Source organism: Mycobacterium sp. NGS45 (assembly GCF_059812645.1).
The window spans coordinates 158,791-182,830 of sequence record NZ_JCALDB010000011.1 but is presented as its reverse complement, the minus strand read 5'-3'; the positions used below and the strand labels follow the sequence as shown (position 1 = coordinate 182,830).

23 protein-coding genes and 1 riboswitch are annotated in these 24,040 nt (G+C 67.3%); of the genes, 15 read left to right on the top strand and 8 right to left on the bottom strand.

Going from position 1 to position 24,040, the window contains the following annotated elements; genetic code table 11:
- Positions 1–72 precede the first annotated feature (72 nt).
- From AC5Y3P_RS12600 to AC5Y3P_RS12545, 12 genes are all read left to right on the top strand, one after another.
- Positions 73–1,125 (top strand): MlaD family protein, encoded by a 1,053-nt coding sequence (locus AC5Y3P_RS12600; protein WP_500046227.1) that lies wholly within the window; start codon positions 73–75, stop codon positions 1,123–1,125.
- Between the two features lie 293 nt (positions 1,126–1,418).
- Positions 1,419–2,291: an MlaE family ABC transporter permease gene (locus AC5Y3P_RS12595; RefSeq protein ID WP_500046226.1), complete on the top strand. Its 873-nt coding sequence runs from the start codon at positions 1,419–1,421 to the stop codon at positions 2,289–2,291.
- Entirely contained in the window at positions 2,291–3,154 is an 864-nt protein-coding gene (locus AC5Y3P_RS12590) for an MlaE family ABC transporter permease (protein WP_500046225.1), read from the top strand. The genes AC5Y3P_RS12595 and AC5Y3P_RS12590 overlap by 1 nt, the downstream gene beginning before the upstream one ends.
- Positions 3,155–3,163: 9 nt before the next feature.
- On the top strand, positions 3,164–4,186 hold the full coding sequence (locus tag AC5Y3P_RS12585) for an MlaD family protein (protein WP_500046224.1): 1,023 nt from the start codon (positions 3,164–3,166) through the stop codon (positions 4,184–4,186).
- Entirely contained in the window at positions 4,186–5,208 is a 1,023-nt protein-coding gene (locus AC5Y3P_RS12580) for an MlaD family protein (RefSeq protein ID WP_500046223.1), read from the top strand. The genes AC5Y3P_RS12585 and AC5Y3P_RS12580 overlap by 1 nt, the downstream gene beginning before the upstream one ends.
- Complete coding sequence (locus tag AC5Y3P_RS12575) at positions 5,205–6,164, top strand: MlaD family protein (RefSeq protein ID WP_500046240.1); 960 nt, start codon at positions 5,205–5,207, stop codon at positions 6,162–6,164. Before AC5Y3P_RS12580 ends, AC5Y3P_RS12575 begins: the two co-directional genes overlap by 4 nt.
- On the top strand, positions 6,158–7,240 hold the full coding sequence (locus AC5Y3P_RS12570) for an MlaD family protein (RefSeq protein ID WP_500046222.1): 1,083 nt from the start codon (positions 6,158–6,160) through the stop codon (positions 7,238–7,240). Before AC5Y3P_RS12575 ends, AC5Y3P_RS12570 begins: the two co-directional genes overlap by 7 nt.
- Entirely contained in the window at positions 7,237–8,226 is a 990-nt protein-coding gene (locus AC5Y3P_RS12565) for an MlaD family protein (protein WP_500046221.1), read from the top strand. The genes AC5Y3P_RS12570 and AC5Y3P_RS12565 overlap by 4 nt, the downstream gene beginning before the upstream one ends.
- A complete protein-coding gene (locus AC5Y3P_RS12560; protein WP_500046220.1) occupies positions 8,223–9,185 on the top strand; it encodes an MlaD family protein in 963 nt (320 codons plus the stop codon). Before AC5Y3P_RS12565 ends, AC5Y3P_RS12560 begins: the two co-directional genes overlap by 4 nt.
- A 46-nt stretch (positions 9,186–9,231) precedes the next feature.
- Positions 9,232–9,864 (top strand): hypothetical protein, encoded by a 633-nt coding sequence (locus AC5Y3P_RS12555; protein ID WP_500046219.1) that lies wholly within the window; start codon positions 9,232–9,234, stop codon positions 9,862–9,864.
- Complete coding sequence (locus AC5Y3P_RS12550) at positions 9,842–10,480, top strand: hypothetical protein (RefSeq protein ID WP_500046218.1); 639 nt, start codon at positions 9,842–9,844, stop codon at positions 10,478–10,480. Before AC5Y3P_RS12555 ends, AC5Y3P_RS12550 begins: the two co-directional genes overlap by 23 nt.
- A complete protein-coding gene (locus AC5Y3P_RS12545) occupies positions 10,480–10,914 on the top strand; it encodes a hypothetical protein (RefSeq protein ID WP_500046217.1) in 435 nt (144 codons plus the stop codon). Before AC5Y3P_RS12550 ends, AC5Y3P_RS12545 begins: the two co-directional genes overlap by 1 nt.
- On the opposite strand, the gene AC5Y3P_RS12540 is transcribed toward AC5Y3P_RS12545, so the two are convergent.
- Positions 10,911–11,411 carry a hypothetical protein gene (locus tag AC5Y3P_RS12540; RefSeq protein WP_500046216.1) on the bottom strand — a complete coding sequence of 167 codons (501 nt, stop codon included), beginning with the start codon at positions 11,409–11,411 and terminating at the stop codon, positions 10,911–10,913. The two genes, AC5Y3P_RS12545 and AC5Y3P_RS12540, sit on opposite strands and share 4 nt — an antisense overlap.
- Before the next feature lie 83 nt (positions 11,412–11,494).
- On the opposite strand from AC5Y3P_RS12540, the gene AC5Y3P_RS12535 reads away from it, so the two are divergent.
- Positions 11,495–12,457, top strand: a complete 963-nt coding sequence (locus AC5Y3P_RS12535) for an acyl-ACP desaturase (RefSeq protein ID WP_500046215.1) — start codon at positions 11,495–11,497, stop codon at positions 12,455–12,457.
- Between the two features lie 60 nt (positions 12,458–12,517).
- On the opposite strand, the gene AC5Y3P_RS12530 is transcribed toward AC5Y3P_RS12535, so the two are convergent.
- Both AC5Y3P_RS12530 and AC5Y3P_RS12525 read right to left on the bottom strand, forming a co-directional pair.
- Positions 12,518–12,901, bottom strand: a complete 384-nt coding sequence (locus AC5Y3P_RS12530; protein ID WP_500046214.1) for a hypothetical protein — start codon at positions 12,899–12,901, stop codon at positions 12,518–12,520.
- A gap of 221 nt (positions 12,902–13,122) precedes the next feature.
- Positions 13,123–13,326, bottom strand: coding sequence for a cold-shock protein (locus tag AC5Y3P_RS12525; RefSeq protein ID WP_500046213.1), 204 nt, complete (start codon positions 13,324–13,326; stop codon positions 13,123–13,125).
- Between the two features lie 147 nt (positions 13,327–13,473).
- A riboswitch (cobalamin riboswitch) is annotated at positions 13,474–13,651 on the top strand.
- Between the two features lie 66 nt (positions 13,652–13,717).
- Here AC5Y3P_RS12525 and AC5Y3P_RS12520 point away from each other — a divergent pair.
- Positions 13,718–15,361, top strand: a complete 1,644-nt coding sequence (locus tag AC5Y3P_RS12520; RefSeq protein ID WP_500046212.1) for a PPE family protein — start codon at positions 13,718–13,720, stop codon at positions 15,359–15,361.
- Positions 15,362–15,631: 270 nt separating this feature from the next.
- Here AC5Y3P_RS12520 and AC5Y3P_RS12515 read toward each other — a convergent pair whose 3' ends face one another.
- Genes AC5Y3P_RS12515 through AC5Y3P_RS12500 form a run of 4 tightly spaced genes read right to left on the bottom strand, consistent with a single transcriptional unit; the run spans position 15,632 to position 21,770 of the window.
- A complete protein-coding gene (locus tag AC5Y3P_RS12515) occupies positions 15,632–17,959 on the bottom strand; it encodes an arylsulfatase (protein ID WP_500046211.1) in 2,328 nt (775 codons plus the stop codon).
- A 45-nt stretch (positions 17,960–18,004) separates the two neighbouring features.
- Complete coding sequence (locus tag AC5Y3P_RS12510) at positions 18,005–18,622, bottom strand: hypothetical protein (RefSeq protein WP_500046210.1); 618 nt, start codon at positions 18,620–18,622, stop codon at positions 18,005–18,007.
- 11 nt (positions 18,623–18,633) lie between these two features.
- A complete protein-coding gene (locus AC5Y3P_RS12505) occupies positions 18,634–20,247 on the bottom strand; it encodes a long-chain fatty acid--CoA ligase (RefSeq protein ID WP_500046209.1) in 1,614 nt (537 codons plus the stop codon).
- Positions 20,244–21,770, bottom strand: a complete 1,527-nt coding sequence (locus tag AC5Y3P_RS12500; RefSeq protein ID WP_500046208.1) for a WS/DGAT/MGAT family O-acyltransferase — start codon at positions 21,768–21,770, stop codon at positions 20,244–20,246. The genes AC5Y3P_RS12505 and AC5Y3P_RS12500 overlap by 4 nt, the downstream gene beginning before the upstream one ends.
- A gap of 116 nt (positions 21,771–21,886) precedes the next feature.
- On the opposite strand from AC5Y3P_RS12500, the gene AC5Y3P_RS12495 reads away from it, so the two are divergent.
- The gene (locus tag AC5Y3P_RS12495; protein WP_500046239.1) at positions 21,887–23,170 is read left to right on the top strand and encodes a PucR family transcriptional regulator; all 1,284 of its coding nucleotides are present in this window, start codon (positions 21,887–21,889) and stop codon (positions 23,168–23,170) included.
- 59 nt (positions 23,171–23,229) lie between these two features.
- Here AC5Y3P_RS12495 and AC5Y3P_RS12490 read toward each other — a convergent pair whose 3' ends face one another.
- Complete coding sequence (locus tag AC5Y3P_RS12490; protein ID WP_500046207.1) at positions 23,230–24,027, bottom strand: SDR family NAD(P)-dependent oxidoreductase; 798 nt, start codon at positions 24,025–24,027, stop codon at positions 23,230–23,232.
- Positions 24,028–24,040: the final 13 nt, after the last annotated feature.

Here is a 24,040-nt window from a genome sequence, read left to right as displayed (position 1 = left end):
GGCCTGCCGGCCTTGTAGTGCCGGTGCGCGGAGTCGCCGATGATGAAGCGGCGCACCGGACATGCGCGCCCGATGTCGACGACGACAATCGGCTTGGCAGTGTTCATGACGATCGCGTTGACGCTGACCTATCTGATCTACGTGACCTTGCGCCGCGACGTGGCCGGCCACACCGCGGCCTACGCCGCGGTCTTCACCGACGTCTTCGGGCTGCGCGAGGGCGACGACGTGCGGATGGCCGGCGTGCGGGTCGGCCGGGTGGAGAAGATCGAACTGCAGGACGGCGCCTTGGCCAAGGTGTCCTTCGTGGTCCAGTCCGAACAGCAGGTGCTGGGCACCACGGTGGCCTCGGTGAACTACCAGAGCATCGTCGGGCAGCGCTATCTGGGCCTGTCGCTGGGCACCGTGGGCGATCCGGCACCGCTGCCCGCGCACAGCGTGATCCCGGTCGAACGGACCGATCCGTCGTTCGACGTCGGCTATCTGCTCAACGGCTACGAACCGCTGTTCGGTCTGCTCGACGTCGAGGACGCCGACAATCTCACCAGGGGCGTCATCGCCTCGCTGCAAGGCGATGCCCGCTCGATCACCACGCTGGTGGACCAGACCTCGCGGTTGACCGAGTCGGTGGCCGGTCGTGACGAAGCCCTGGGCGGGGTGATCACCAACCTCAACACGCTGTTCGGAACGTTGGCCCAGCAGAACGAGAACTTAGAACGGGTGATCGACAACACACAGCAGGTGGTCACCGGCTTCGACGCCCGGCGGCCGGAGTTGATCGACTCGATGGGGTCGATCGCCAAGGTGGTGCGGCAGTTGTCCACCATCTCCGACGAGGTGTATCCGTCACTGGACGCGATGGTGACGCGTGAGCCCGGCTGGGTGAAGCACATGGTCTCGATCGAGCCGCAGTTGGCGTTCACCGGTGCCAACCTGCCGCTGATGCTCAAGGGCATGGCCCGGATGAGCGGCGAAGGTGCCTACACGCTGGGCTACATCTGCGACCTGAACATCGCAGGTTTCTTCCCCGGCCTCAACGACGTCACGCCGATGATCGTGGCCGCGGCCACCCCGGGCAACAAGGTCATGCACACCCCGATGTGCCGGAACATGGCCAACGGCTGAGTCGGCCCGCACTGCCCGAGCCGAACGCACAGCAAATCCGCCGGTCATCGCGCCGCAATGTGATCAGCGCCAAATTTGAAGGACTTGATACCGGTAAACGCCGTTTGTACGATCATCGCGTTAGCCGAGGCTAGCCTCAGACGTGCGGGCTTCGCCTTCAGCGCGACCTGTGGTGATTGCCGCGAGACGATTACTGCCGGACGCCAAAGGACTGGATCGCAAATGCAGCCCGTTGACCCACCATCGCAGCCCCACGGGCGGCTATGGCGGCCGGTTGGCGCCCGGTTGCAGCGATGACGCTGGCAGCTACCCGCCCCGCTACGGGGCCGTCCAAGGCGCTCGACACCATCACCGAATCCGCCCGCCGCTCTGCGGCCCGGGTCTGGCGCATCCCGGCCCAGGCCACCGCGACCATCGGCCGCGCCGTCCTGCTGGCCGCAGCCATCCTCCGCTACGCCATCCGAGACCTGATCAGGCTGCGGCTGCCGGTCGGCGAACTGCTGGTGCAGGCTTGGACGCTGTTGAAGGTGACGGCCACCCCGGCACTGCTGATGGCGATCCCGATCGGCGGCGTGGTGTCGGTCCAGATCGGCGGTCTGGTCAACCAACTCGGCGCCACCTCGATGGTCGGTGCCGCCAGCGGTTTCGGCGTGATCCGCCAGGGCGCCCCGATGGTCACCGGCTTCCTGATGGGTGGTGTGGCCGCCGCCGCGATCGCCTCGGACCTGGGGTCTCGGCAGATCCGCGAAGAACTCGACGCGCTGCGGGTGATGGGCATCGACCCGGTCCGCCGGCTGGTGGTGCCGCGGTTCCTGGCGCTGGTGTCCATCGGTCCGGTGCTGTGCTTCGTGATCATCGCGTGCGCGGTGTCGGCCTCCTATCTGATCGCGGTCGGCGTCAACGGGGTGACCGCGGGTAGCTTCTGGATGTCATTCGGATCCTTCGCCCGGGTGACCGACGTGTGGTTCGCGGTGGCCAAGACCATCGTCTTCGGCGGCATCGTCGGCGTCATCGCCTCGCTGCGCGGCATCGAAGCCAAACGCGGTCCGCGCGGTGTCGCCGACGCAGTCAACTCCTCGGTGGTGCTCTCGGTGGTCTGCATCGTGATCGCCAACGTGTCGATCACCCAACTGCAGACCATGTTCTTCCCGTCGGGGATCGCCTGATGACACTGACGCTCCCGAACTCGGCAGACACCGCGCGCAAGGCCGCCGGCGGTGTCGGCGCCGCTGTGCACGGCGCGCTGCGCACGGTCGGGCAGTGGCTGGTGTTCATCGCCCAGACCCTCTGGTACCTGCCGCTGTCGGCATGGCGCTACCGCCGCCAAACCCTCAAGGCGGTCAACGGATTGGCGTGGGGCCGCGGCTCGGTGATCGTCGACGGCGGGGTCTGCAGCGTGCTGCTGATCATGGGCGCCGCGATGGGCGCGTCGGTGGCCATCGAAGCTTTCTCCACCCTGAACATGCTCGGTTTCGGTCCGCTGTCCGGGATCATCGGCGGCACCGCCAACGTGCGCGAGATGGCCCCGTTGATCACCGGCATCGCGTTCGCGATCCAAGCCGGATGCCGGATGACCGCCGAGATCGGATCCATGCGGATCTCCGAGGAGATCGACACCATCGAGGCGATGGGGCTGCGGCCGATCCCGTTCGTGGTCGGGACCCGGCTGCTCGGCGCCCTGGTGTGCATCATCCCGGGCTACCTGATCGTCCTGGTCACCAGCTTCCTGGTGGCGCACACCGTGATCACGGTGTTCCGCGATCAACCGACCGGCACCTACGAGCACTACTTCGAACAGTTCCTGTCGCCCACCGACATCGGCTACTCGCTGACCAAGGCCGTGGTGTTCTGCGCCCTGGTGACGCTGATCCACTGCTACTACGGCTATTTCGCCTCCGGCGGCCCGGTCGGGGTGGGGCAGGCCTCCGGGCGTGCCGTACGCGCCAGCCTGGTCACCATCGTCGTCGTCAACTTCGCACTCACCGTCACCCTGTGGGGCGTGCGACCCGAGTTCGTGTTGAAGGGATAGGTGCCGGCCGTGCTACTTCGGATCACCTCGCAGCAGGAGTCTCGACTCCTGGCGCGGATCGGCCTTGCGGCCGTGGTCGTCGTCGCGTTGGTGGCCGCACTGCTGGCCTTCAATCCGTGGGCCCGCAGCGCCGATCCACGATTGGCGCTGACGGTGGATACCCCCTACGTGGGTCAAGGGGTGGCCGCCGACAGTCCGGTGTTGCTGCACGGCGTGCGGGTGGGGGAGGTGGACACCGTCGCGAGCCTGCCCGGCGGTGGTGTGCGGCTGCAGTTGCGGCTGCAGCCCGGCCCGGCGACCGGCCTGACCGACACCATCGAAATGGACTACCGGCCGGCCAACTACTTCGGCGTGACCGGGATCAACCTGATCCAGCCCGACACCGCCGGGCAGCCGCTGCGCGACGGCATGACCCTGACCCTGGCCCCGCGCGGCAACTACACCATGCAGGCGTTCTTGTCCCGGCTCGGCGAGATCACCGGCGGCGTGGTGACCCCGCAGCTGGTGGACGTGCTCGAACGTGTCACCCGTTATGTCGACGGCCTGAACCCGATGATGGAAACCGTGCTGCTGGTTGCCAATTCGGTGACCAAGGTGCAGACCGTCAGCGCGGGGCAGTTGGTCCGCAGTGCCGCCGGCATCACGGTGCCGGCGCCGACCTTCGCCGACGCGCTCACCGACCTGGTGGACCGGCTCGACCACACCGGACTCGACGTCTCCGAGGAGTTCTTCCAGCAGCGCTTCCTGCCGACCGTGGAACTGGCGTCCACCGGCATGTTCGCCGCGGTCGGCCGACTGCTGTCCTCGCATGTGCGCGAACTGCTTCCGGTGACCGAAGTGGTGCGCACCCTGACCGGGCCGATCCCGGGAATCGCCCAGACCGAGAACATCTCGGACACCCTGGTGGAGTTGCGCACCCGCTTCGAGCGGATGTACGAAGGCGGGCCCGATCAGCGGGCGCTGCGGGTGCGCGTCGTGTTGGACAGCATTCCCGGGGTAGCGGCACCGCTGCAGGCGATGGGGGTGCCGTGATGAGCCGAACTCTGCAGCCCCGCGGCGCACTGTGGCGGCTGATCCTGGCCGGAGTCCTGGCGTTCGCGTTGGCCGGTGTGGTGATCAATGTGCTGCGCGCCCCGGTCACCGGTGAGACCCGTTCCTACACCGCCGAGTTCACCGACGCCTCCGGGATGCGCGTCGACGCCGACGTCCGCGTGCGCGGTGTGCGGGTCGGCAAGGTCACCTCGATCGACCTGGTGCGGCGGGCCGGGCAGAGCGTGGCCCAGATCGGCTTCACCATGCAGAACCGCTTCGGGGTGCAACCAAACAGCAAGCTGGCCATCAAGTTCCAGGCGCTGACCGGGCTGCGGTACCTCGACGTCGTCGACCCCGCCGACACCGAACACGGCGACGTCGTCGACGCCGGGCTGACCCACATCCCGACCACCATGACTCAGCCCTCGTTGGACATCACCACCTTGTTCAACGGTCTGCAACCGGTATTGGCCACGCTCAGCCCGGAGGAGATCAACACCTTCACCGACAACGTCGGCACGGTTCTGGCCGGCGACGGCAGCGGCGTGGGCCCGATGCTCGAAAGCATCCGCACCCTCACCGAATTCGTCTCCGATCGGCAGACCGTCATCTCCACCCTGATGGCCAACCTGAGTGCGATGTCCGATGCCGTCGGCGGGCGCTCCCGGGAGTTCATCCAACTGCTGGAATGGGCCAACCGGCCGGTGGATTCGGCGCTCACCGTGCTCGACGAGTTCCGCAAGTCGGATCTGTACGGGCCGCAGTTCACCCAGGCCGTGGTGCGGTTGCTGCGCAACATCGGAATCCAACCCGGCGCCGATATCGACGACGGACTGGACCGCGCCATCACCAACTTCAACGACGCCATCGACGGATTCAAGATGATCCCGGTGATCTGGGAGAACATCCCGCCGCCCGGACAATCCGGCGAAGTCACACCGTGCTCGCGAGGCCGTGCACAGTTGCCGGCGACCATGGACGTGCTGCTCAACAGACAGCGGGTGGTGCTGTGCAACCGTTGAGATTCCTGCGCAACCCGACGCTGCTGGGTCTGGTCGCGCTGGCCATGGTGGTGGTGCTGGCCGTCACGGCCGGCGTGCTCTACTTCCGGCCGCCCGGTCAGCAAGAAGTCGTCTTCTACACCGACGACGCCGGCACCGTGCGGCCCGGCGATGCGGTGCGCATCGCCGGCGTGGACGTCGGCCGGATCCAGGGCCTGGCACTGGAACCGGAGCGGGTTCGGGTGCGCGCCATGGTCGATCGTGACGCATTCGTCGGGGACCAATCCCAGATCCAGGTCCGGATGCGCACCGTCGCCGGCGGCTACTACACCTCGATCGTGTCACTGGGTGATCAGCCGCTGGGGCAACAGCCCATCCCGATCGAACGAGTCAGCATGCCCTACAACCTGATTCGGACGGTGCGGGAAGCCACCAAGGTGACCGACAACGTCGCCTCCGCGCCTATCCGCGAAGCGTTGGACAAGGTGCAGGCCGGGCTCGACGGCGGCAACGTGGAGACGCTGTCGGCGGTGCTGGACGCCGGCAACGCCCTGACCGGGGTGATCGATCAGCAACGCGGCCAGATCTCGACCATCTTGAACCTGTCCGACGAGTACATTCAGGCGCTCGCCGGTTACAGCGACCAACTCAAGGCGCTGGTGCGCAAGGTGGCGATCATCGAGCAGACCCTGGTGCTGTACTCGGCCGGTTTCGGGCAGGCCCTGGCCGGGATGGGTGACGTGCTCGAATCCCTGAAGCCGGTGGGTGAGTTCTACCACGGCCACCGGGACAAGTTCATCGAGAAGGTGCGCAACTGGCAGGAGATCGTGCAGACCTGGGCGGACCGCAGTGGCGTGGTGGTGCGCGGTCTGCGCCGGGTGCGCGACAAGCTGGAACGAGTCCTCGACGCGCAGAACGCCGGCCCGGATCTGTTGGCCACCGATCTGTGCATCCCGGTCCCGGGGAGCGCATGTTGACCAGATCCCTGCCTCGCGGCCTGTTCGGCGTCCTGATCGCCGTCGTCGCACTTGCTGCGACCACCTCGTGCGGCGGGCCGGGGCGCCAGGCGAACCCGCAATACTGTGCGGTACTGGCCGATGTGATCGGCCTGTACCCGGGCAACCCGGTCACCCAGATGGGTTATCAGATCGGCACCGTTGACTCGGTGACCCCGGGCCCGGAAAGCGTGCAGGTGCGCTTCACCATCACCGAAGACCGGCCGGTACCGGCCGACGTCAAGGCCGTGATCCGCTCGCTGTCGATCCTGGCCGACCGCTCCCTGGAACTGGTCGGCAACTACGCCGGGGGACCGCAACTGGCCGCCGACGAATGTATCCCGTTGCAGCGCACCGCCACCCCGAAGAGCCTGTCGCAGGTGGTCGGATCGGTTGCCGGCTTCATCGACTCGATCAGCCCGGAGGGTACCGACAACGTCGCCGGCACCGTCAGCTCGGTGCAACGGTTGCTCACCGATCAGGGCGCCCGCAGCGCCGACTTCCTCACCCGGTTGTCCGCGCTGCTGGAGAGCCCGGACGCCACGATCAGCGACACCGGCTCGGTGCTGGCCAACCTGTCCACGTTGACCACCGAGCTCACCGAGATCCAGCCCACCATGGAAAAGGTGCTGCTTGCCGCGCAGGCCACCACACCGGATCTGGTGCGCGCCGTGGACGGCGTGCGGCGGATGACCGGCACGCTGCCGCTGATGATCACCATGATCGCGGACCTGGAACGCGAACTCGGTGGGCAGACCCAGCAGGTGCTCGACACCGTGTCGGTGGCGCTGCGCAAGGCCAGCCCGCACGCCACCGCGCTGTCGAATTTGCTCAACCCGATACCGGGCTGGATCACCACCGTCTCGGACCGGTTCAATGAGCAAGGCCTGCAATTGAAGTGGCGGCCTCCGATGTATCGGATCCGCACCCAGGACGGTCTGCTGATGTGCGGCATCATGAACTCACGGGTGCCCGGCAGCTGTGCCGACATCGCCGGCACGCCGTACGCGGTCGATGTTGCCCTGCTGCAGTACGCGCTGGTGGAGGCGAGCCGATGAACCGACTTCGGATGCGCTGGGCCGCGCTGCTGGCGGCGACCGCGGTGCTGTGCTCGTGTTCGTCGCTGCGGGTCGAGTCGCTCCCGGTGCCCGGCCAGGTACGCGACGGGTACGAGCTGGTACTGCAGTTCGACAACGTGCTCAACCTGCCGCAGCGCGCCAACGTCGTGATGGACGGCGTCACGGTGGGTCAGGTCGCCGACGTACGCATCGCCGATCGGCAGGTGGATCTGACCGCGCGGATCCACTCCGATGTGGCCGTGCCGGCCGACGTGCACGCCAAGCTGCAGCAGGCCACCGTGCTCGGTGACATCTACGTGGTGCTGGAGCGCTCCGGTCAGCCCGGCGCCGCGCCGCTGGCGCCGGGTGCGGTGCTGCCGCTGACGCAGACCACGTCGCCGCCGCAGATCGAGGACACCATCGCGAGTTTGGCCAATTTCGTCGCGAGCGGCTCGATCCAGCGGGTGCAGGACAGCATGATCGGGCTGAACCGGGTGGCCGAGAGCAGCGACATGCCACTGCCCGAGGTGGTGTCCCAGATCAGCACCAATCTGTCGGAACTCGCCGACAACGTCGATTCGGCGAACCTGGTGCTCTCCGGGCTGGCCGACACCTCCACGGTGCTGTACGGCAAGCGCGCCAACATGCAGTACTGGTTCTCGCCGGCCGGCATGCTGGGCTTCGATCGCGCCACCCAGGTTGCTTCCCGGCTGAGCATCATGATCCCGTCGATCGGCAGCATCTACAGCGGCGGCTTCTGGCTGGTGCCGATGATCACCACCGTCGGCGACGCGACCGGTGCCATCCAGGGCACGAAATGGGCTGTGGAGGACGAGATTCCGGCCTGGCGCCGGCTGTTCACCAAATACTTCCTGCCGCAGGACAAATACCCGGCGATCAACATCACCTCGATCGTCGGTCCGGACGGCCAGGAGATGTCGGACAACGTCGCCGAGGTGCTCCGGATCCTGGGGGCGGTGCCGTGACCCTCACCTTCCGCAACGTGGCGTCGCTGGCCGCGCTGGCCGCCGTCGTCGTACTCGCTGTCGGCTACCTCGCGGGGCTGGGCGTGCGGCTGTCGCCGCCGGAGCAGCGCACCACGCTGACGATGGCGGTCGCCGACGTCAACGGTCTGGTGGTCGGCTCCAACGTGCTGCTGCGCGGGGTCCCGGTGGGCAAGGTGACCGCCATCCACGCCCGGGCCGCCGATGCCGGCATCGACTTCTACATCGACGGTGCACACCAGATACCAGTGGACAGCACGGTGCGGCTGGACAACCTGTCCGCACTGGGCGAAACCTACGTCGGCTTCTTCCCGAACCGCAGCGACGGCCCGATGCTGCGCGACGGCCAGCACATCGCCGCCGAGTCGGTTCAGCGCTCACCGACCATCTCCGATCTGGCGGTCAGTCTGGGCCGGCTGTTGGGCCAGGCCGACCCGCAGCAACTCGACGCCATAGTCGGTGAACTCGACCGGGCACTGCCGGACCCGGATGCGGTGCTGCCCAACATCAACCGGGCCGGCGAGTTGCTGCACGCCGAGGTCGGCGGGCTGCAGGGCCGCGGTCAACTGCTGGTCGCCAATGTCCAAACCCTGTTGAGCAACGCCGGTTTCATAGGTCCGGCACTGGCCAACCTGGCGCCGCAGCTGCGGGCGCTCGGTCCCAACGTGCAGGGCATCTTCGCCGGCGCGATGAACATCGTGCTGGCCGGTTCGCCGGAGAACCTGCAGCGTTTCAAGGAGTACCTGGCCCGGATCCAGGGGTTCCTGGACACCCGCTCACCCGACCTCCAGGTGATCGCCGAAACGCTGCTGCCCAACATCCGCAACATGGGGGTGGCGCTGGGCAACTTCGACACCGGCCGGTTCCTGGGCAACATGCTGCGCGGCGTCCCCGAGGACGGCACCATCACGTTGCGGGTCACGGTCCCGCCGCCGGGATGACCCAGTGCCGCCGGCACCGCAGAGTTTGAAAAAGAAAGGCACGTCCATGGCAGAGAATCCGCAGCCTGCACCCGAGGCGGATGACGACACCGTGGCCCGGGAGGTCTCGGCCTCGGTGGCCGAGGCGCCGACGGTCGAGGTCGCAGCCACGCCGGCGCGCCAGGTGACGCTGTCGGTGCGCACCCTGGTCGTCGGCGCGTTGATCGCGGTGCTGGCCGCCGCGGCCGGTGTGTTCGGCTGGTTGTACTTCGACGCCCGCAGTGAACTGGACGCCGCTGCCCGCCAGGCCGCGAACCACGAACGCGCAGAGCAGGTGGCGATGGACTACGCGGTGGCTGCCGCAGAGATGGACCACCGCGACCTCAGCTCCTGGAACCAGCGGTTGGTGGCCGGTACCTCACCGGAGCTCGAGGCCAAACTGACCGAGGCTGCGGAGTCGATGGAGCAGTTGCTCACACCGCTGCAGTGGCAGTCCACCTCCAAACCGTTGGCCGCGATCGTGCGTTCGGACGCCGGCGGGATCTATGTGGTCGACGCGTTCGTCAGCGTGCTCACCAAGACCACCCAAGCACCCGACGGTCTGCCGTCGACGGCGACCTACAGCGTCACCCTGGACAGCAACAACGACTGGCAGATCACGGATATCGGCGGCATCGATGCGGTCCTGGCTCCGCGCTGACATGGTGTCGTTGCTCCGGCGCGCCGTCGGCGCGCTGGTCGCGGCTTTGGTTGCGCTGCTGGCGATCTCACTGCCGGCGTCCGCCGACCCGCCGGACCCGGTGGGGGAGGAGCCGATACCGCCGCCCCTGCCGGTGATCGTGCCGGTGTACACCGACTGGCAACCACTGACGCCGTTCCCGTACGACGAGACCCGCCAGTACGTCACCGAAGCCGACATCACCGCGGGTCGCGAGATGTGCCAGTGGTTCGAGGCGCAGTACGAGGAGCTGATGCGCCAAATCGACCGGTTCAACATCAAATTGATCTCCCGCAACGGCAACTGGGCCGTCGACGACGTCTCGGCGCACGCGGCCGCCGTCGTTGCCAACATCGACCAGTCCGTGGCCTTCCTGGCGCCACGGACCCAGGCCTTGACCCAGCGGCGGGACTATGTCGGAGACAACTTCTTCCCGATGTACCAGGGGGAGAGCTTCTATCTGCTGTGGCAGCATCTGTCCAACGTCGGCAACGGCCTGCGGGCGCATCAGCCGGCCTGGTTCAGCGGCCCGTCGCTGCGCCGGGTGCAGTACTGGGGCAGCCGGATCAACCGGTCACACACCTGTCGGGGGGCGTGATGCGAATCCTGACCGTGCTGTGCGCGCTGTTCGGGGCGGCGACCCTGCCGGCCGCGCCCGCCGGCGCCGATGCCGACTTCGACGCCCAGATCGCCGGCGCCCACGCCGCGTCGTGCGGTGGGCTGCAGCATGATCCGTTGGTGGCCCGGGTGGCCGCGATCTCCAACCAGTCCACGCTCGACTACCTGCACCACGACGCCCAGTACGTGCCGGTGGCCGACCCGCTGTTCGTGCTGCGGGACTTCGGCGGCACCGCCGGCAAGGCCGTGCAGCTACAGGGCGCCGGCCGCGACGCCGACGCCGCCATCGCAGGAGCGCTGCTGCAGGGACACGCGGTGCTGGCCGACTGCTCCTACACCACGTTCGGCACCAGCGTGATCCACGATGAGCAGACCGGCCGCACCCTGGTGGTCGCGGTGCTGGCCGGACCCTAGCGGCGTAGGTCCATCCACGGCGGGGTGAGCCAGGACCCGGCCGGGGTGAGCGCAAAACGCAACGGGCCCCGCTCGCAGTAGGTGGTGGCGTTCTCGGCGACCGCGCAGGTGGTGCCCTGATGTTCGATGGAGGTGCGTTCCGGCAACGACTTGGCGGCGACGGTGGCCGGCATCCGGAACGGCACGGTCCAGTCGTAATGCATGGCTCGGTCGCCGGTGACCCAACCCAATGCCTGGGTTCCGGGCGGGGCGCCCGGGATGTCACCGCGGCAGGCGAAGCTGCCGCGCCCCCAGATCCCGCAGTTCTGTTCGGTCGGCGCGGTGAACCAGACCCCGTCGGCACCGGGCACCGTGAACGTTGCGGCGTCGGCCTGGTCGAAGAACCGGATGGTGGGCCACGGGTCGACGACGTCGGGTTCGGCGTGCGCGGGGGCCGCCGCCAGGATCAGCGCCGCGGTTGCCAGCACGGTCCCCACCAGGCGTCGCTGAGACTTCACCCCGCGACCCTACCGCGGTCGAACGACGATTTGCTCGCTCACGATAGGCTATCTCGACCCGCACGCACATACGGAGGAGGTGTATGGCAAAGCAGCTGACTGACGAGCAGATCGTCAGCGAACTGGAGCCGATCGCCGAGGCTAACCTCAATCGGCACCTGTCTGCCACCACCGACTGGTACCCGCACGACTACGTGCCGTGGGACCGCGGTCGCAGCTACTCCGCCACCGGCGGCAACGACTGGGATCCGGAGCAGAGCGAGCTCAGCGACGTCGCGCGCGCAGCGCTGATCACCAACCTGTTGACCGAGGACAACCTGCCGTCCTACCACCGTCAGGCCGCCAAGTACTTCACCCAGGACGGCGCCTGGGGCACCTGGGTGGGTCGATGGACCGCTGAGGAGAACCGGCACGGCATCGTGATCCGGGACTACCTGGTGGTGAGTCGTGGCGTGGACCCCGTCGCGCTCGAGCAGGCCCGCATGGTGCACGTCACCAACGGCTTCGCGCCCACCGCCGAAGAAGAAGAGACCCACCGGACCGACTTCCTGCTGTCGATCGCCTACACCACGTTCCAGGAGTTGGCGACCCGGGTGAGTCACCGCAACACCGGCAGGGTGTGCAACGACCCGGTCGCCGACCGGATGTTGCAGCGGGTGGCAGCCGACGAGAACCTGCACATGATCTTCTACCGGGACATGTGTGGGGCGGCCCTGGAGTTGACGCCTGACCTGGCCATGGACGCCGTCGCCGCGGTGATCGAGAATTTCCGGATGCCCGGGCGAGGCATGCCCGACTTCCGCCGCAACGGCGTGCTGATGGCCAAGCACGGCATCTACGATCCGCGCCAACACCTCGAGGAGGTGGTGCGACCGAACCTGCGCAAATGGCGGATCTTCGAACGCAACGACTTCACCGCGCTCGGTGAGCGGCGTCGCGACGAACTGGCTGCCTACCTCGACGACCTGGAGCGGCAGGCCACCAAGTTCGAAGCGCAGCGCGACCGGCTGCTGGCTCGGGAAGCCGCCAAACGCCAAGCCGGCTGAGCAGAGTTCGGCGGCCGGGCTCGGTCGGCGCGACGCTGCCCGGATCTCGTGCGGTAAGTGCTACCGGGGGTCTGCATCGGTCGCCACCATTTCCAGGTAGGCGGCGGCGATGGCAGGTAGTTGGTAGGAGGTGTCGCTGTTGCTGCCCAGCGGGACCCGGTTGGGATCCAGATCGGACACCGCGTCGTGCAGATCAGCCGGCACGCCGTGCGCACGGTCCCGCAGTAAGGCCGACCGGGCAGCGCTGGAAAGCCGCCGCCACCATTGGGTCAGCCGGAGGCGTTCTTCCTCCAGGTGGATTGCTTCGGCCGAGCGAAGTTGCCACTTGCGCTGCGCTTCGTCACGGAAGAGCTGCCGTGCCCCTTTGGGGATCGCCGCGGCCACCGCGTCGGGGAGATAGCCGTGCGGTCGGGCCAGCAAGTCGGCTCGAGCCCGCAGGTCCAAATCGTCGAACCATGAGTGTGATTGTCTGCGGGGCATATTCAACAGTAGCGCAGCCGGCGTCCGGCACAGTCCGCTTCCTCGGTGGGCGGTGCAAGTGGATTGGCTGCGGGCGTCATCGTGATCGGTGACCTTGCGCCGTCGCGAAGAAACGCGACAGTCCCGGTAACGCAAAGAGCTGGCACGGCTGATGCCGTGCCAGCTCTGCGAAGTCTGAGTTACCCTCAGATGACGGAAACTCCCACCGCCTGAGGGCCTTTCGCGCCCTGCTCGATCTCGAACTGAACTCGAGCGTTCTCCTCCAGCGTGCGGAAGCCGCTACCGCTGATCTCGGAGTAGTGGACGAAGACGTCGGCGTCTCCGCTGTCCGGGGCGATGAAGCCGAAGCCCTTCTCGCCGTTGAACCATTTCACAGTGCCCTGTGTCATTGAAACTTACTTCTCTCATTTTGCGAGCGCGACAAGAAAATGCGCGCGACTGACGGTAACACGAATTCGATGCGTCGTCCTCATCGCGGCACTCGGCGGCAGGCTCAGACCACCGGGTTGGGCCGGGCCGGGCTGGCTCGGCCGACGGATCGCACCGTGCCATAATGCCTCGGTAAGGTGACGACGAAGTAGGAAGCCGGTGTGAGTCCGGCGCGGTCCCGCCACTGTCATCGGGGAGCGACCCTCAACCGCCACGGCGCAAGCTGGAAGGCGAGGCGAGCAGTGATCCGAGAGCCAGGAGATTCACGTCGTTGCATCCTGCTACCCGGGGCGGTGCACCCCGAGAAAGCCGATGAGCGTCCGTGTCAGTTCGAACGTGCGGTGGTCGGCTGTGACCGCACCCATGTACATGTCCGCACCGCCGGAGGTCTGGTCCGGCTTGCTGTCATCTGGACCCGGACCGGGTGCACTACACGCAGCCGCCGTCGCCTGGAGCACGTTGAGTGCCGAATACGCCGAGATTGCCGCCGAGTTGACCGCACTGCTGGCGGCGGTGGAGTCGGCGAACTGGGAAGGGCCCAGTGCTGCAACATATGCCGCAGCCCACGGCCCGTATCTGGCCTGGCTGACCCAACAGAGCGCGGAGAGTGCGGTACGCGCCGCACAGCATGAAACCGTTGCAGCGTCCTACAGTAGCGCGCTGGCAGCCATGCCGACGTTGGCCGAACTGGCCGCCAACCACGCCACCCACGCGGTGCTGATCGGCACGAATTTCTTTGGCATCAACACGATTCCGATCGCACTCAATGAAGCCGACTACCTGCGGATGTGGATTCAGGCCGCGACCGTGATGGGGGCCTACGACAGTGTCGCCACCACGACGCTGGCTGCCACCCCGGAAAGTATTGTGGCGCCGCAGATCCTGAACGCCAACACGTTGGCCGCCGCCGACCCGCCGCCGGATCAGACCAACGACTATCTGGAATTCTTCGACCAGATCGGCTACACCGAGTTCTACAACAACGTGCTGGATCCGCTGATCCAGGGCGTCTACAACGACCCGTTCTTCGCCGAACTGTTCGCCGGCATCGACCCGTATCTGCCCTGGACCGGCAATCCGCTGGCCTTCTTCCATCCGTTCAATCTGGCGTTCGCGCTGGGCTATCCGATGGACATCGCGCAGTACGTGGCCTACATCTCGCAGACCGCCGGCTACGTGGCGGCCGACCTCGGTATCGCGTTCGCCTCCGGCAACCCGGTCGCGATCGCCTACACGCTGCTGTTCGGTGCCGGCGCGATGTTCGTGGCGATCACCACCGACACCATCGCGCTGCTGAAGACCACGCTGCAGCAGGTGCTGCTGGCGGCGCTGCCCGCGCTGATACCGATCCTGGCCGCAACCGTCGCGGTGGCGCCGTTTTTGACCGCCGGCGGTCTACTGGGCGCGGGCGGGCTGGCCGCGCTGCACAACCCGGTGCCGGTGCTGCCGATGACGCCGCCCCCGGCACCGCCGCCGGTGGCGTTCTCGATGACGTCGGGCGGCGCGGCCCCGCCGCCCACCGCACCGGCGTCGACGCCGGCGACCTCGACAGTGACGGCCCCGCCGGCACCCAGCTCCGTGGCCAGCGCGCCGCCGACCGCCTCGCCGCCCACCCTGGGCAACATGGATGCCTTCGGCTATCTGCTCGGCGGGATACCGGCCGATGCCCGGCGCGCGGCCAGCAGCCGGGCCCGGCGGCGCTCAGCAGAGCGCCGTGACGCCGAGAACCCGGAGGGTTCGCCGGTCGCCGAGGAGCAGGAGCAGCAGCAGATGCAGCGCCGCCGGGCCAAGGCCCAGCAGCTGGGCCGTGGCTACGAATACATGGACCTCGAGCCCGAGACCACAGCGTCGGAGCAGGGCGCCGGACCGATGGGGTTCGCCGATGCCGTGGCGCGCCCGGACGGCGCGCAACCCAGTGGGTTCGCTTCGCTGCGTGGTGACGCATTCGGCAACGGTGTGCGCCGGCCCATGCTGCCGAGCAGTTGGGGCGAGTAGTACCCGTCGTTCAGATAGTGCCTGGGTAGGCCCGCGAGCCCACTTCGCCTACCTGGGCGCTATCTCGATGACATAGAGATCAGAAAACCCCGCCTACTCGCGTAGGCGGGGTTCCCGATATCGGGGTGGCTGACGGGACTCGAACGCGCGCAGGAGACTGATCGCAGTGCGTGAAACGCCCGTCAACCGCTTTGACCAGCGGCGCAGCTAGTGCTGACCAGCATTGTGGGATGAGTAATAGCGAAGAAGCCCTGTTGCAGAAATCGCGGCTCAGGTGTAGGCGACGTGGACGCCGTGGATGTGCCCCTCGAAAGGGAAGGGGGCCCGTTCTCGGTAGTCCAGCGAGACCGGCGATCCCAGACATATCCCGATGTCGAAGCAGTCGTTGGCGGTGAACAGCAGCGGAGCGCTGATGGGCACCTGCGCCTGCCCTACCACCTCACCGTCGACCCGCAGCGTGACGTCGAGCGGCCCGCCGGGGCGCTGCTCGGCGTAGCGCGTCTCGACGACAATCGTTGCGCGCCCGCCGGGCAACTTCGCAGTCGAGCGAATCTTGGTGCGCTGCAGGATGAACAGGTTGTACTCGTAGCACAGGTGACCCTCGTCGAGGTAACAGGTCAGCCCGCCGGCGCCCGCCCCGAGTGCGTACAGCACACCGTTCGCGCTGTCGGGCAGATCGGCCCCGATGGTAACAGTGTTGTTCTTGTTTCCCAATGCGGGCGCGCAGAATTCGGGCATTCGGACGGTGTCGCCGGAGAACTCCCATTCCCGGTAGGGCGGCGCGATGCGTAACTCGGGGTGGTAGACGGGGACCCACAGCCCGCCGCCGATGGGCAGCACCGAGTTCCGGGCGGCCTCGATCGCGAACATCTCCCGCATCTGGAGCAGTTTGTCGGGGTGTTGCTCGGCGAGGTCTGTCGCTTGTGACCAGTCTTCGTCCAGATGGTAGAGCTCCCACGTGTCGTTGTCGGGAGTCCACGACTCGATGCCCTCGGGCGCACCGGGCAACCAAGGCAGCCGAGGACCGCGCGCGGACGCGAGCCAGCCGTCGTGGTAGATCGCCCGGCTGCCCATGATCTCGAAGTACTGGGTCGGCTTCCCGCCGGAGGCGGCACGGTCGACCAGCGTGCTGGCGAAGCTTGCCCCGGCTATCGGGATCTGCGGTTCTCCGTTGACGGTGCGCGGCGGAACGATGCCGATGACGTCGTAGACGGTCGGCACGACGTCGTTGCAGTGCAGGAACACGTCACGAGGCGTCGGGTCGGGGTCGACTTTGGCCGGCCACTTAACCGCCATCGGGTTGCGGGTGCCGCCGAGGTGCGATGCCAACAGCTTCATGCCCTTGTACGGCGTGCTGCCCGCCCACGCCCATGCCGCGTGGTACTGGTTGTCAACCAGCGGCGACCCCAGCACGTCCAGGCCGCCCAGTTGCTCGAGGGCGTCGATGTGCTGGCGAACGGTGGTCGGAATGCCGTTCTGCGCCAGCAACTCTGCGATGGTGCCGTTCTGTCCCTCGCCGGACGAGCCGTTGTCACCCCAGATGTAGAAGAAGAGCGTGTTGTCGCCGTAGCCGAGCCGGTCGAGCTCGTCGGCGATGCGGCCGACCTGTACGTCGACGTGCTCGGCGTAGCCCGCCGCCACCTCCATGAGCCGACGTTGAAAGGGCTTCTCGTCGTCGGGGATGCTGTCCCACGAGGCCAGCGTGGCGTCGCGCTCGGTGAGTTGGCAGTCCTGCGGGATCCAGCCCTTCGCCTTGGATCGGGCGAACACCCGCTCTCGGTACGCGTCCCAGCCGTCGTCGAACTTGCCGGCGTACCGGTCGGCCCACTCCTTCATGACGTGATGCGGTCCATGAAGGCAACCGCTGGCCCAGTACATGAAGAACGGCTTGTCGACGCTGAAGGCCTTGTGCCGCCGCAGCCAGCCGATGGCGTCGTCGGCCAGATCCTCAGACAGGTGGTAGCCCTCTTCGGGAGTCTTCGGGGGAGCGACCACCGTAGTATTGCGCACCAGATGCGGCTCGTACTGCGACGCCTCGCCGGCGAGGAAGCCGTAGAAGTACTCGAATCCCAAGCCGGTGGGCCAGTTCTCGAACGGACCGGCCGCCGTCGTCTCCTCGGCCGGGGTGTTGTGCCACTTGCCGAACGCCGACGTGGCGTAGCCGTACTGCTTGAGCACCTCGGCCATCGTTGCGCTGCTGCGCGGGATCCTGCCGGCGTAACCGTCCCAGTCATTGGCCAGCTCGGCGATTTGGCCGTTGCCGATTTCGTGGTGGTTGCGCCCGGTCAGCAGTGACGCCCGGGTGGGTGAGCACATCGCCGTGGTGTGAAAGCGGTTGTAGGACACACCCTCCGAGCAGATTCGGTCCATGGTGTCGGTGCGGACCTCGCCGCCGAACGTGGTGGGCAGGCCCGGACCGGCGTCATCGATCAGCACGATCACTACGTTGGGCGCCCCGTCGCCCAGTCGCCGCGGGACGGTGCGCTGGGCGTAGGTGGATTCCTGCAATGTGCGTCCGGCGACACTCGCCGAGGGGACGGGCGCGAACGGCAGGGTCTCACCGCCGGGCAGTTTCGGAGCCACCACATCGTTGGTCATCGTCGTCCCTTCGCCGTGTTCGGGTGCGTTGTCACTGTAGGGAAGTCACATGGCGTTCGCTCGTTGGTCCAGGAACGGATTGTGTGACGGGAGCGGCTTGATCAGTGGATCGAGCAGTTTGGCCGACTGCTCGGTGTCCAGTACGTCGCCGGGCTGCAACGGGATGATCTCGCGCACCGTGTCGTCGTACTCCCAGACATCCTCGCCCGTCAGCCGGCCGCGGTCGTCATACGGCCAGATCATGTGCTCGGCCGTCTTCACCAGGAAGTACGCATTGGGGTCGACCGCGACGCCCTCGGCTGCCAACACGTGGCCAGGCGTCTGCTGGTAGATCAGCGAAGTGGAGACGATCATGTGGTCGCTCACGGCCAGCTTCTCGTCCTCCGCGTAGAAGATGCACTGCGCGGATTCCGACCATTCGTGATACACGGCCTTGACCGCCTCGGCGCCGTCAAGCGTGAGGGTCTTGCCCAACATGTTGAAGTGGTAGACGGGACTTTCGACGGTCATGTCGGGCGCGAAGATCTCCTCATAGCGGCCGGCCATCTCCAGGTAGCGGTGCCGGTTGTAGGCGTGCAGCAGATAAAGATGACGGGGGTTCTCCGTCGTCTCGATCAGTCGCTCCACCGCGCGGTTGGTCTGGGTGATGTCGAAGCGGTTCATGTCGGTTCCTTTCATGCTGTCGCGAACATCGTTCGCAGCTCGGTTTTCTTGAATTTTCCGGTGGCGGTGCACGGAAGCGCTTCCATGAACTCGAAGCGATCGGGCAGTTGCCACTTGGCGAACTCCTTGGCGAGGTGTTCGCGCAGTTCTTCAGACGACGCCTTCGCGTTGTCCCGTAGCACCACGACCGCGAGCGGACGCTCGCCCCACCGGTCGTCGGGCACCGCGATCACGGCGGCCTGCGCGACCGAGGGGTGCGACATGAGTTGGTTCTCCAGGTCGACCGAGGAGATCCACTCACCGCCGGACTTCACGAGATCCTTGGAGCGGTCGCAGATGCGGATGCAGCCGCGTGGATCGATGCGCACGACGTCACCCGTGCGGAACCAGCCGTCTTCGGTGAAGTTCTCAGTGCCTCGGCCACCGTGGTAGCCGGCGGCCACCCAGGGTCCGCGGACCTCGAGTTCACCCATGGCCGCATCGTCCCAGGCGATGGTCTCCCCGTCGTCGTCGCGGGCGCGGATTTCCACGAACGGGCTGGCCACCCCTTGGCGGCTGCGGTAGCCGTACCGCTCGTCCTGACTGCACGAGTCGAGCTGCTCCGGCAGCCGGCAGACCGCGCCGAGGGGGGCGGTTTCCGTCATGCCCCACGCCTGCACGACGGTCAGCCCGTGGCGGTCGAACCCCTCGAACATCGACCGCGGGACCGCCGCCCCCCCGACGATCAGCCGGTCCAACTCGGGCAGCTTCCATCGTGCGGGTTCGGCGTCGAGCGCGGCGAGCATGCCCATCCACACCGTGGGCACGCCCGCGGCCATCGTCACGCTCTCGGCCACGCACAGGTCCAGGACGCTGTGCGGGTGCAGCCGCGGACCTGGCAACACCAGCCGGGCGCCGGCGAGAGCGGCCGCGTACGGCAGGCCCCAGGCGTTCGCGTGGAACATCGGCACGACGGGAAGCACGGTGTCTCTTGCCGACACCGAAAGCTGGTCGGGCAGTGCGGCGACAAGCGAGTGCAGCACCAGGGCTCGGTGGGAGTACACGACGCCCTTGGGTCGGCCGGTCGTGCCGGAGGTGTAGCACATCGCCGCCGGCTGACGCTCATCCAGCGCAGGCCACTCGACCGGTTTGGCACCCGCCAGCAGCGACTCGTAGTCCAGCGTCCCGGCGGGAGACTCGCCGGTGTGCGTGACGACGATGACATCCGCGAAATCATGTGTGGCGCCGAAGCTCTCGAATACCTCCAGCAGCGAATCGTCGACGACGATCACGCTGTCGGCGGCGTCGTCGACGATGAAGCCGAGTTCGTCGGGGAACAGCCGTGGGTTGAGCGTGTGGATGACCGCACCCATCGCCGGCACAGCGAAGTACAGCTCCAGGTGCTCGCTCTGGTTCCACATCAAGGTGGCGACCCGGTCGCCGACGCCGACGCCGAGCGAACGCAGCGCGCCGGCGAGTCGGCGTGCGCGCATGGCGCATTCACCGAAGGTCGTCCTGCTCACCGCGCCGGATGGCCGACGCGAGATCACGCCCTGACCGGCGTGCAACCGCTCGGCCCGCTCGACTATTCCGGTCAGCGTGAGCTGGTGGTCGTCCATGCTGCCGCTGGCGATGTCGGGGTTCATGGGGTGGCCTTCCTACGGGTCGACGCCTTAGCGCGGAGGGGAGTGACGTGCGGCGGTGCGGTGTGCGCGGACGCGAGGTCGACGAGTTCGGCCAGTCCGGCGCGAAGCGCGTCGAGAATCGGCCAGGCGTCGTCAACCAGTTCGCGGTCGACGACGATGCCGAACTCGAGCGAGTCCAGGTAGCTCATTACGGTGATGTTGATGCCGATTCCGTCCAGCACTCCGGACACCGGGAATTGGGCGTTCTGGCGGGCGCCACCCAGATACAGCGGAGTCGACGGACCGGGAACGTTCGAAATCATCACGTTCGCAGGCTGATTCAGCCCGCGCACACCCGCCAACCGCGAGGTTGCGCGGGCGGCTTGTGCGAGCAGTGCGGGCGGGATGAAGTGGTTTGCGTCCTGCAACAACGACGCCGGCAACGCGCGGTGACGCTCCTTCGCCGCCCGCATCGCGTTGCTGATGCGGGTCAACCGCTGCAGGGGGTCGGCCTCATCCGTCGGTAGCTCGGTCAGCAGCACCGACACTCGATTGCCGAAGGTGCCCTTCTGCTCCGGGGTCCGCACCGACATCGGCACGAACCCGGCGAGTGGCTCGGCGGGCAGTTCATCGTGCTCGTTCAGCCAGGAGCGCAGTCCCGAGGTGCAGATCGCGATAACGACATCGTTGACCGTGCAGCCGAACGTGTTCTTGACCGCCTTGACCTCGCGCAGCGACAGCGACCCGAACGCAACGCGGCGGTGCGGGGACACCCGCGCCTGGAATCGGGTGCGGGGCGCAGTGATGTCGCTACCTGGTGCCGGCAGCGTTTTGGACGGGGCCGGTATCGCGCGTTTGATCACCCGGCTGGTGCGCGCGAGAAGCTTCACGCCAGGTAGGTGCCGGATGGTCGGGACGTCATCGAGGTGCGGCAGCGCGGTGGGACCCGCGCGCATCACCCGCAGCGGCTGGCACATCAAGCCGACCAGCCCGCGGCCGAGCATCTGGATATCGGAGGGGAACGGCTCGGCGACCACCGGGGAAGCCGGATCGCGTTCGCCCTCGGTGCTGTCGTCGAGCAGGATGCTCATGACCTCGGCGCCCGACACCCCGTCGACAGCGGCGTGATGCATCTTGGTCAGCACCGCCACGCGGCCATCGTCGAGTCCGCCGATGACGTAGACCTCCCAGAGTGGGCGAGCTCGGTCGAGCTGGCGGCCGATGATCCGGGCTACCTGTTCGGCAAGCTGTCGGTCGTTCCCGGGCGTCGGCAGCGCCAGTTCCCGGACGTGATACTCGATGTCGAAGCTGCCGTCGTCGACCCAGTACGGGTAGTCGAGGGACAGCGGTACCTGTGCCAGCCGCCAGCGGAACGTCGGCAGCAGGTGCAGGCGCCGGCTGATCAGCTCACGGACCAGCGCTGCGTCGAGCGGGCGGCCCGAATCGGTATAGGCGTCGTAGATTCCGAGAACGCTGACGTGCCCTTGCACCCGGTCGTTCTCCATAGCCAGGAACTGAGTGTCGAGGCTGGTCAGTTGTCGCATGCATTGATGGTCTGCGAGAGGACGTCCCCTTCTCTTGTCCGTGATCGCCAACGCTGTGTCCGGCTGTTGTCGAATATCCGCACTACTGCCGAAGGCGCGGCGCTAGCGTGCAGATCATGGAGCCGAGCTGGGACGGTGTCCGAGGTGACGACGAGCGTCGCGTATGGGCGACGGTGCTGCGGCCGGCGGGCGCCGAACTGGCCGAACGCGCCGGCGAGATCGCCGCCGTGGCGAACGAGCACACCAGTGCGCGGCTGCCCGAGCTGCTCGCAAGTCCAGAGGCGGTCGAAGTCAACCGGTCGAGCACCGAGGCCAGCATTCGGGACTTCGCCACGGTGCTCGTGGACGGAGCCGATCCGGCCGCTGCGGCCGACCTGCCCGCGCCGACTCTGGCCTACGCCCGCGACGGCGCACAACATGGGGTCGAACTGACCATATTGATGCGCAGCTATCGGCTCGCCCACGCCGTCACCGCGCGCTGCTTCAATGAGATCCTCGATGCGCATGCCACCAACGCCGACGATCGGAAACTGGCCGCGGAGTTGGGCTCGGCGTGGATGTTCGCCTACGTCGACGCCGCCTTATGCCAGGCCGAGCAGGTCTACTCCACCGAACGGGACCGTTGGGTACGCAGCGCGGCGGCCAGCCAAGTCGATACGATCACCACGATCCTCGCCGGCCAACCCATCGACACCGACTTGGCCACGCGCCGCCTGCGCCACGAAGTCCGGCGATGGCACGTCGCCGCCATCGCCTGGCTCGACACCCACGAGGAGGGGCGGAACACCCAGGCGATCCTCGAAGCAGCCATTCGCGACATCGCCTCCGCGGTCGGCAACCAGAACCCGTTGCTGTATCCCCTCGGTATCTTGTCGGTCGCGGCGTGGGTCAGCTCGCACAGCGAGATTGCGTCAAAGGTGTTGGACGAGTTGCGCATTCGCACCACGGCTGCGCCGGGCGTCCGAGTTGCGATAGGGGAGCCCGGCCGCGGGCTGGCGGGTCTGCGGTCCAGTCACGTCGAAGCGCTCGAAGCGCAACGGATCGCGCGGCTCGCGCAGCGGCCGTTGGGGACAGTGACCAGATACCAAGCCGTCTCGCTGTGCGCCATCGCCACGGTCGACATCGAACAGACGCGAACGTTCGTGCGGCGCGAACTCGGTCGGCTCGGCGAGGCGGACGAAACCACCCGCCGGCTGGCCGCCACCGTGCGCGCGTTTCTCGACGAGAACTGCAGCCGGGGCCGGACCGCAAAACGGCTGCACGTCCACGAGAACACCGTCGCCTACCGGATCCGACAGGCAGAGGAGCTGCTGGGCCGGCCCGTCGACAAGCGCACGCTCGAACTCCGCGTCGCGCTTGCGCTCGCCGACCTGATCCAGGATCACACGACGGCCAAATGATTACCGGTGGCCGAAAACGACTCGCGCGCAACCCGACTCGGTTCGGCTCTGCCGACGTCCTAGTCAACCGACTCCCGATTCAGCATCGCATCGCGGACCCGGCCCGCCCCGGCCCACCGCGCGAGGTCGCCGATGAACAGGGGTGCCACCGCGCCGATGCCCACCAGCATCCGCAGGCCGGCCGATGCGACGGTCGTCTCCGTCTTGCCGCGCTCGACCGCATCGGCTACCGCGCGGGCGACATCCTCCGGTGAGCTGGTTCCGAAATGCCGGGGAAGGGATACGCCCGTATCGGCCAGCATGCCGGCATCGCGCACCGGTCCGGGGAAGACTGTCGAGACACCGACACCCGAGCCACGAAGTTCCTGCCTGAGAGCCAGCCCGAGCCCACGGAGTCCCCACTTGGTGGCCGTGTACATGGTGCCGTTCCCCGGTGTCGCAATGAGTCCGGCGCCCGACGAGATGAACACGATGTGGCCGCGGCCGCGCTCGCGCATCGGCTCCATCGCCGCGCGAGCGAGGGCGGCGGGGGCCAACAGATTGACGCGGACCGCGTGTTCTATCTGTGCGTCACTCAACATGCCAAGATCCTCCGGAATGCCCACGCCGGCGTTGGCCACGAGCACGTCCACCGGACCAGCTCGGCTTACCAGATCACGTACTTCGCCGAGGTCGGTGAGATCGGCGGTCAGCGCACGTACGGACGGACCGAGCGATTCGGCCAGCAGGCGCAATTCCGGTTCCCGTCGACCGGTGACCGTGAGAAGACAGCCGCGCGAAACCATTTCGTGGGCGATGGCGCGGCCGAGGCCGCCGGTCGCGCCTGTGATCAAGACGTTGTGTCCGGCGAGCTTCATTGTTGATACCTCA

Coding starts and splice junctions, on each gene's coding strand:
- AC5Y3P_RS12600 (WP_500046227.1), top strand. CDS start 73: ATGTCGACGACGACAATCGGCTTGGCAGTGTTCATGACGATCGCGTTG.
- AC5Y3P_RS12595 (WP_500046226.1), top strand. CDS start 1,419: ATGACGCTGGCAGCTACCCGCCCCGCTACGGGGCCGTCCAAGGCGCTC.
- AC5Y3P_RS12590 (WP_500046225.1), top strand. CDS start 2,291: ATGACACTGACGCTCCCGAACTCGGCAGACACCGCGCGCAAGGCCGCC.
- AC5Y3P_RS12580 (WP_500046223.1), top strand. CDS start 4,186: ATGAGCCGAACTCTGCAGCCCCGCGGCGCACTGTGGCGGCTGATCCTG.
- AC5Y3P_RS12570 (WP_500046222.1), top strand. CDS start 6,158: ATGTTGACCAGATCCCTGCCTCGCGGCCTGTTCGGCGTCCTGATCGCC.
- AC5Y3P_RS12565 (WP_500046221.1), top strand. CDS start 7,237: ATGAACCGACTTCGGATGCGCTGGGCCGCGCTGCTGGCGGCGACCGCG.
- AC5Y3P_RS12555 (WP_500046219.1), top strand. CDS start 9,232: ATGGCAGAGAATCCGCAGCCTGCACCCGAGGCGGATGACGACACCGTG.
- AC5Y3P_RS12550 (WP_500046218.1), top strand. CDS start 9,842: ATGCGGTCCTGGCTCCGCGCTGACATGGTGTCGTTGCTCCGGCGCGCC.
- AC5Y3P_RS12545 (WP_500046217.1), top strand. CDS start 10,480: ATGCGAATCCTGACCGTGCTGTGCGCGCTGTTCGGGGCGGCGACCCTG.
- AC5Y3P_RS12535 (WP_500046215.1), top strand. CDS start 11,495: ATGGCAAAGCAGCTGACTGACGAGCAGATCGTCAGCGAACTGGAGCCG.
- AC5Y3P_RS12525 (WP_500046213.1), bottom strand. CDS start 13,326: ATGACACAGGGCACTGTGAAATGGTTCAACGGCGAGAAGGGCTTCGGC.
- AC5Y3P_RS12515 (WP_500046211.1), bottom strand. CDS start 17,959: ATGACCAACGATGTGGTGGCTCCGAAACTGCCCGGCGGTGAGACCCTG.
- AC5Y3P_RS12510 (WP_500046210.1), bottom strand. CDS start 18,622: ATGAACCGCTTCGACATCACCCAGACCAACCGCGCGGTGGAGCGACTG.
- AC5Y3P_RS12505 (WP_500046209.1), bottom strand. CDS start 20,247: ATGAACCCCGACATCGCCAGCGGCAGCATGGACGACCACCAGCTCACG.
- AC5Y3P_RS12500 (WP_500046208.1), bottom strand. CDS start 21,770: ATGCGACAACTGACCAGCCTCGACACTCAGTTCCTGGCTATGGAGAAC.
- AC5Y3P_RS12495 (WP_500046239.1), top strand. CDS start 21,887: ATGGAGCCGAGCTGGGACGGTGTCCGAGGTGACGACGAGCGTCGCGTA.
- AC5Y3P_RS12490 (WP_500046207.1), bottom strand. CDS start 24,027: ATGAAGCTCGCCGGACACAACGTCTTGATCACAGGCGCGACCGGCGGC.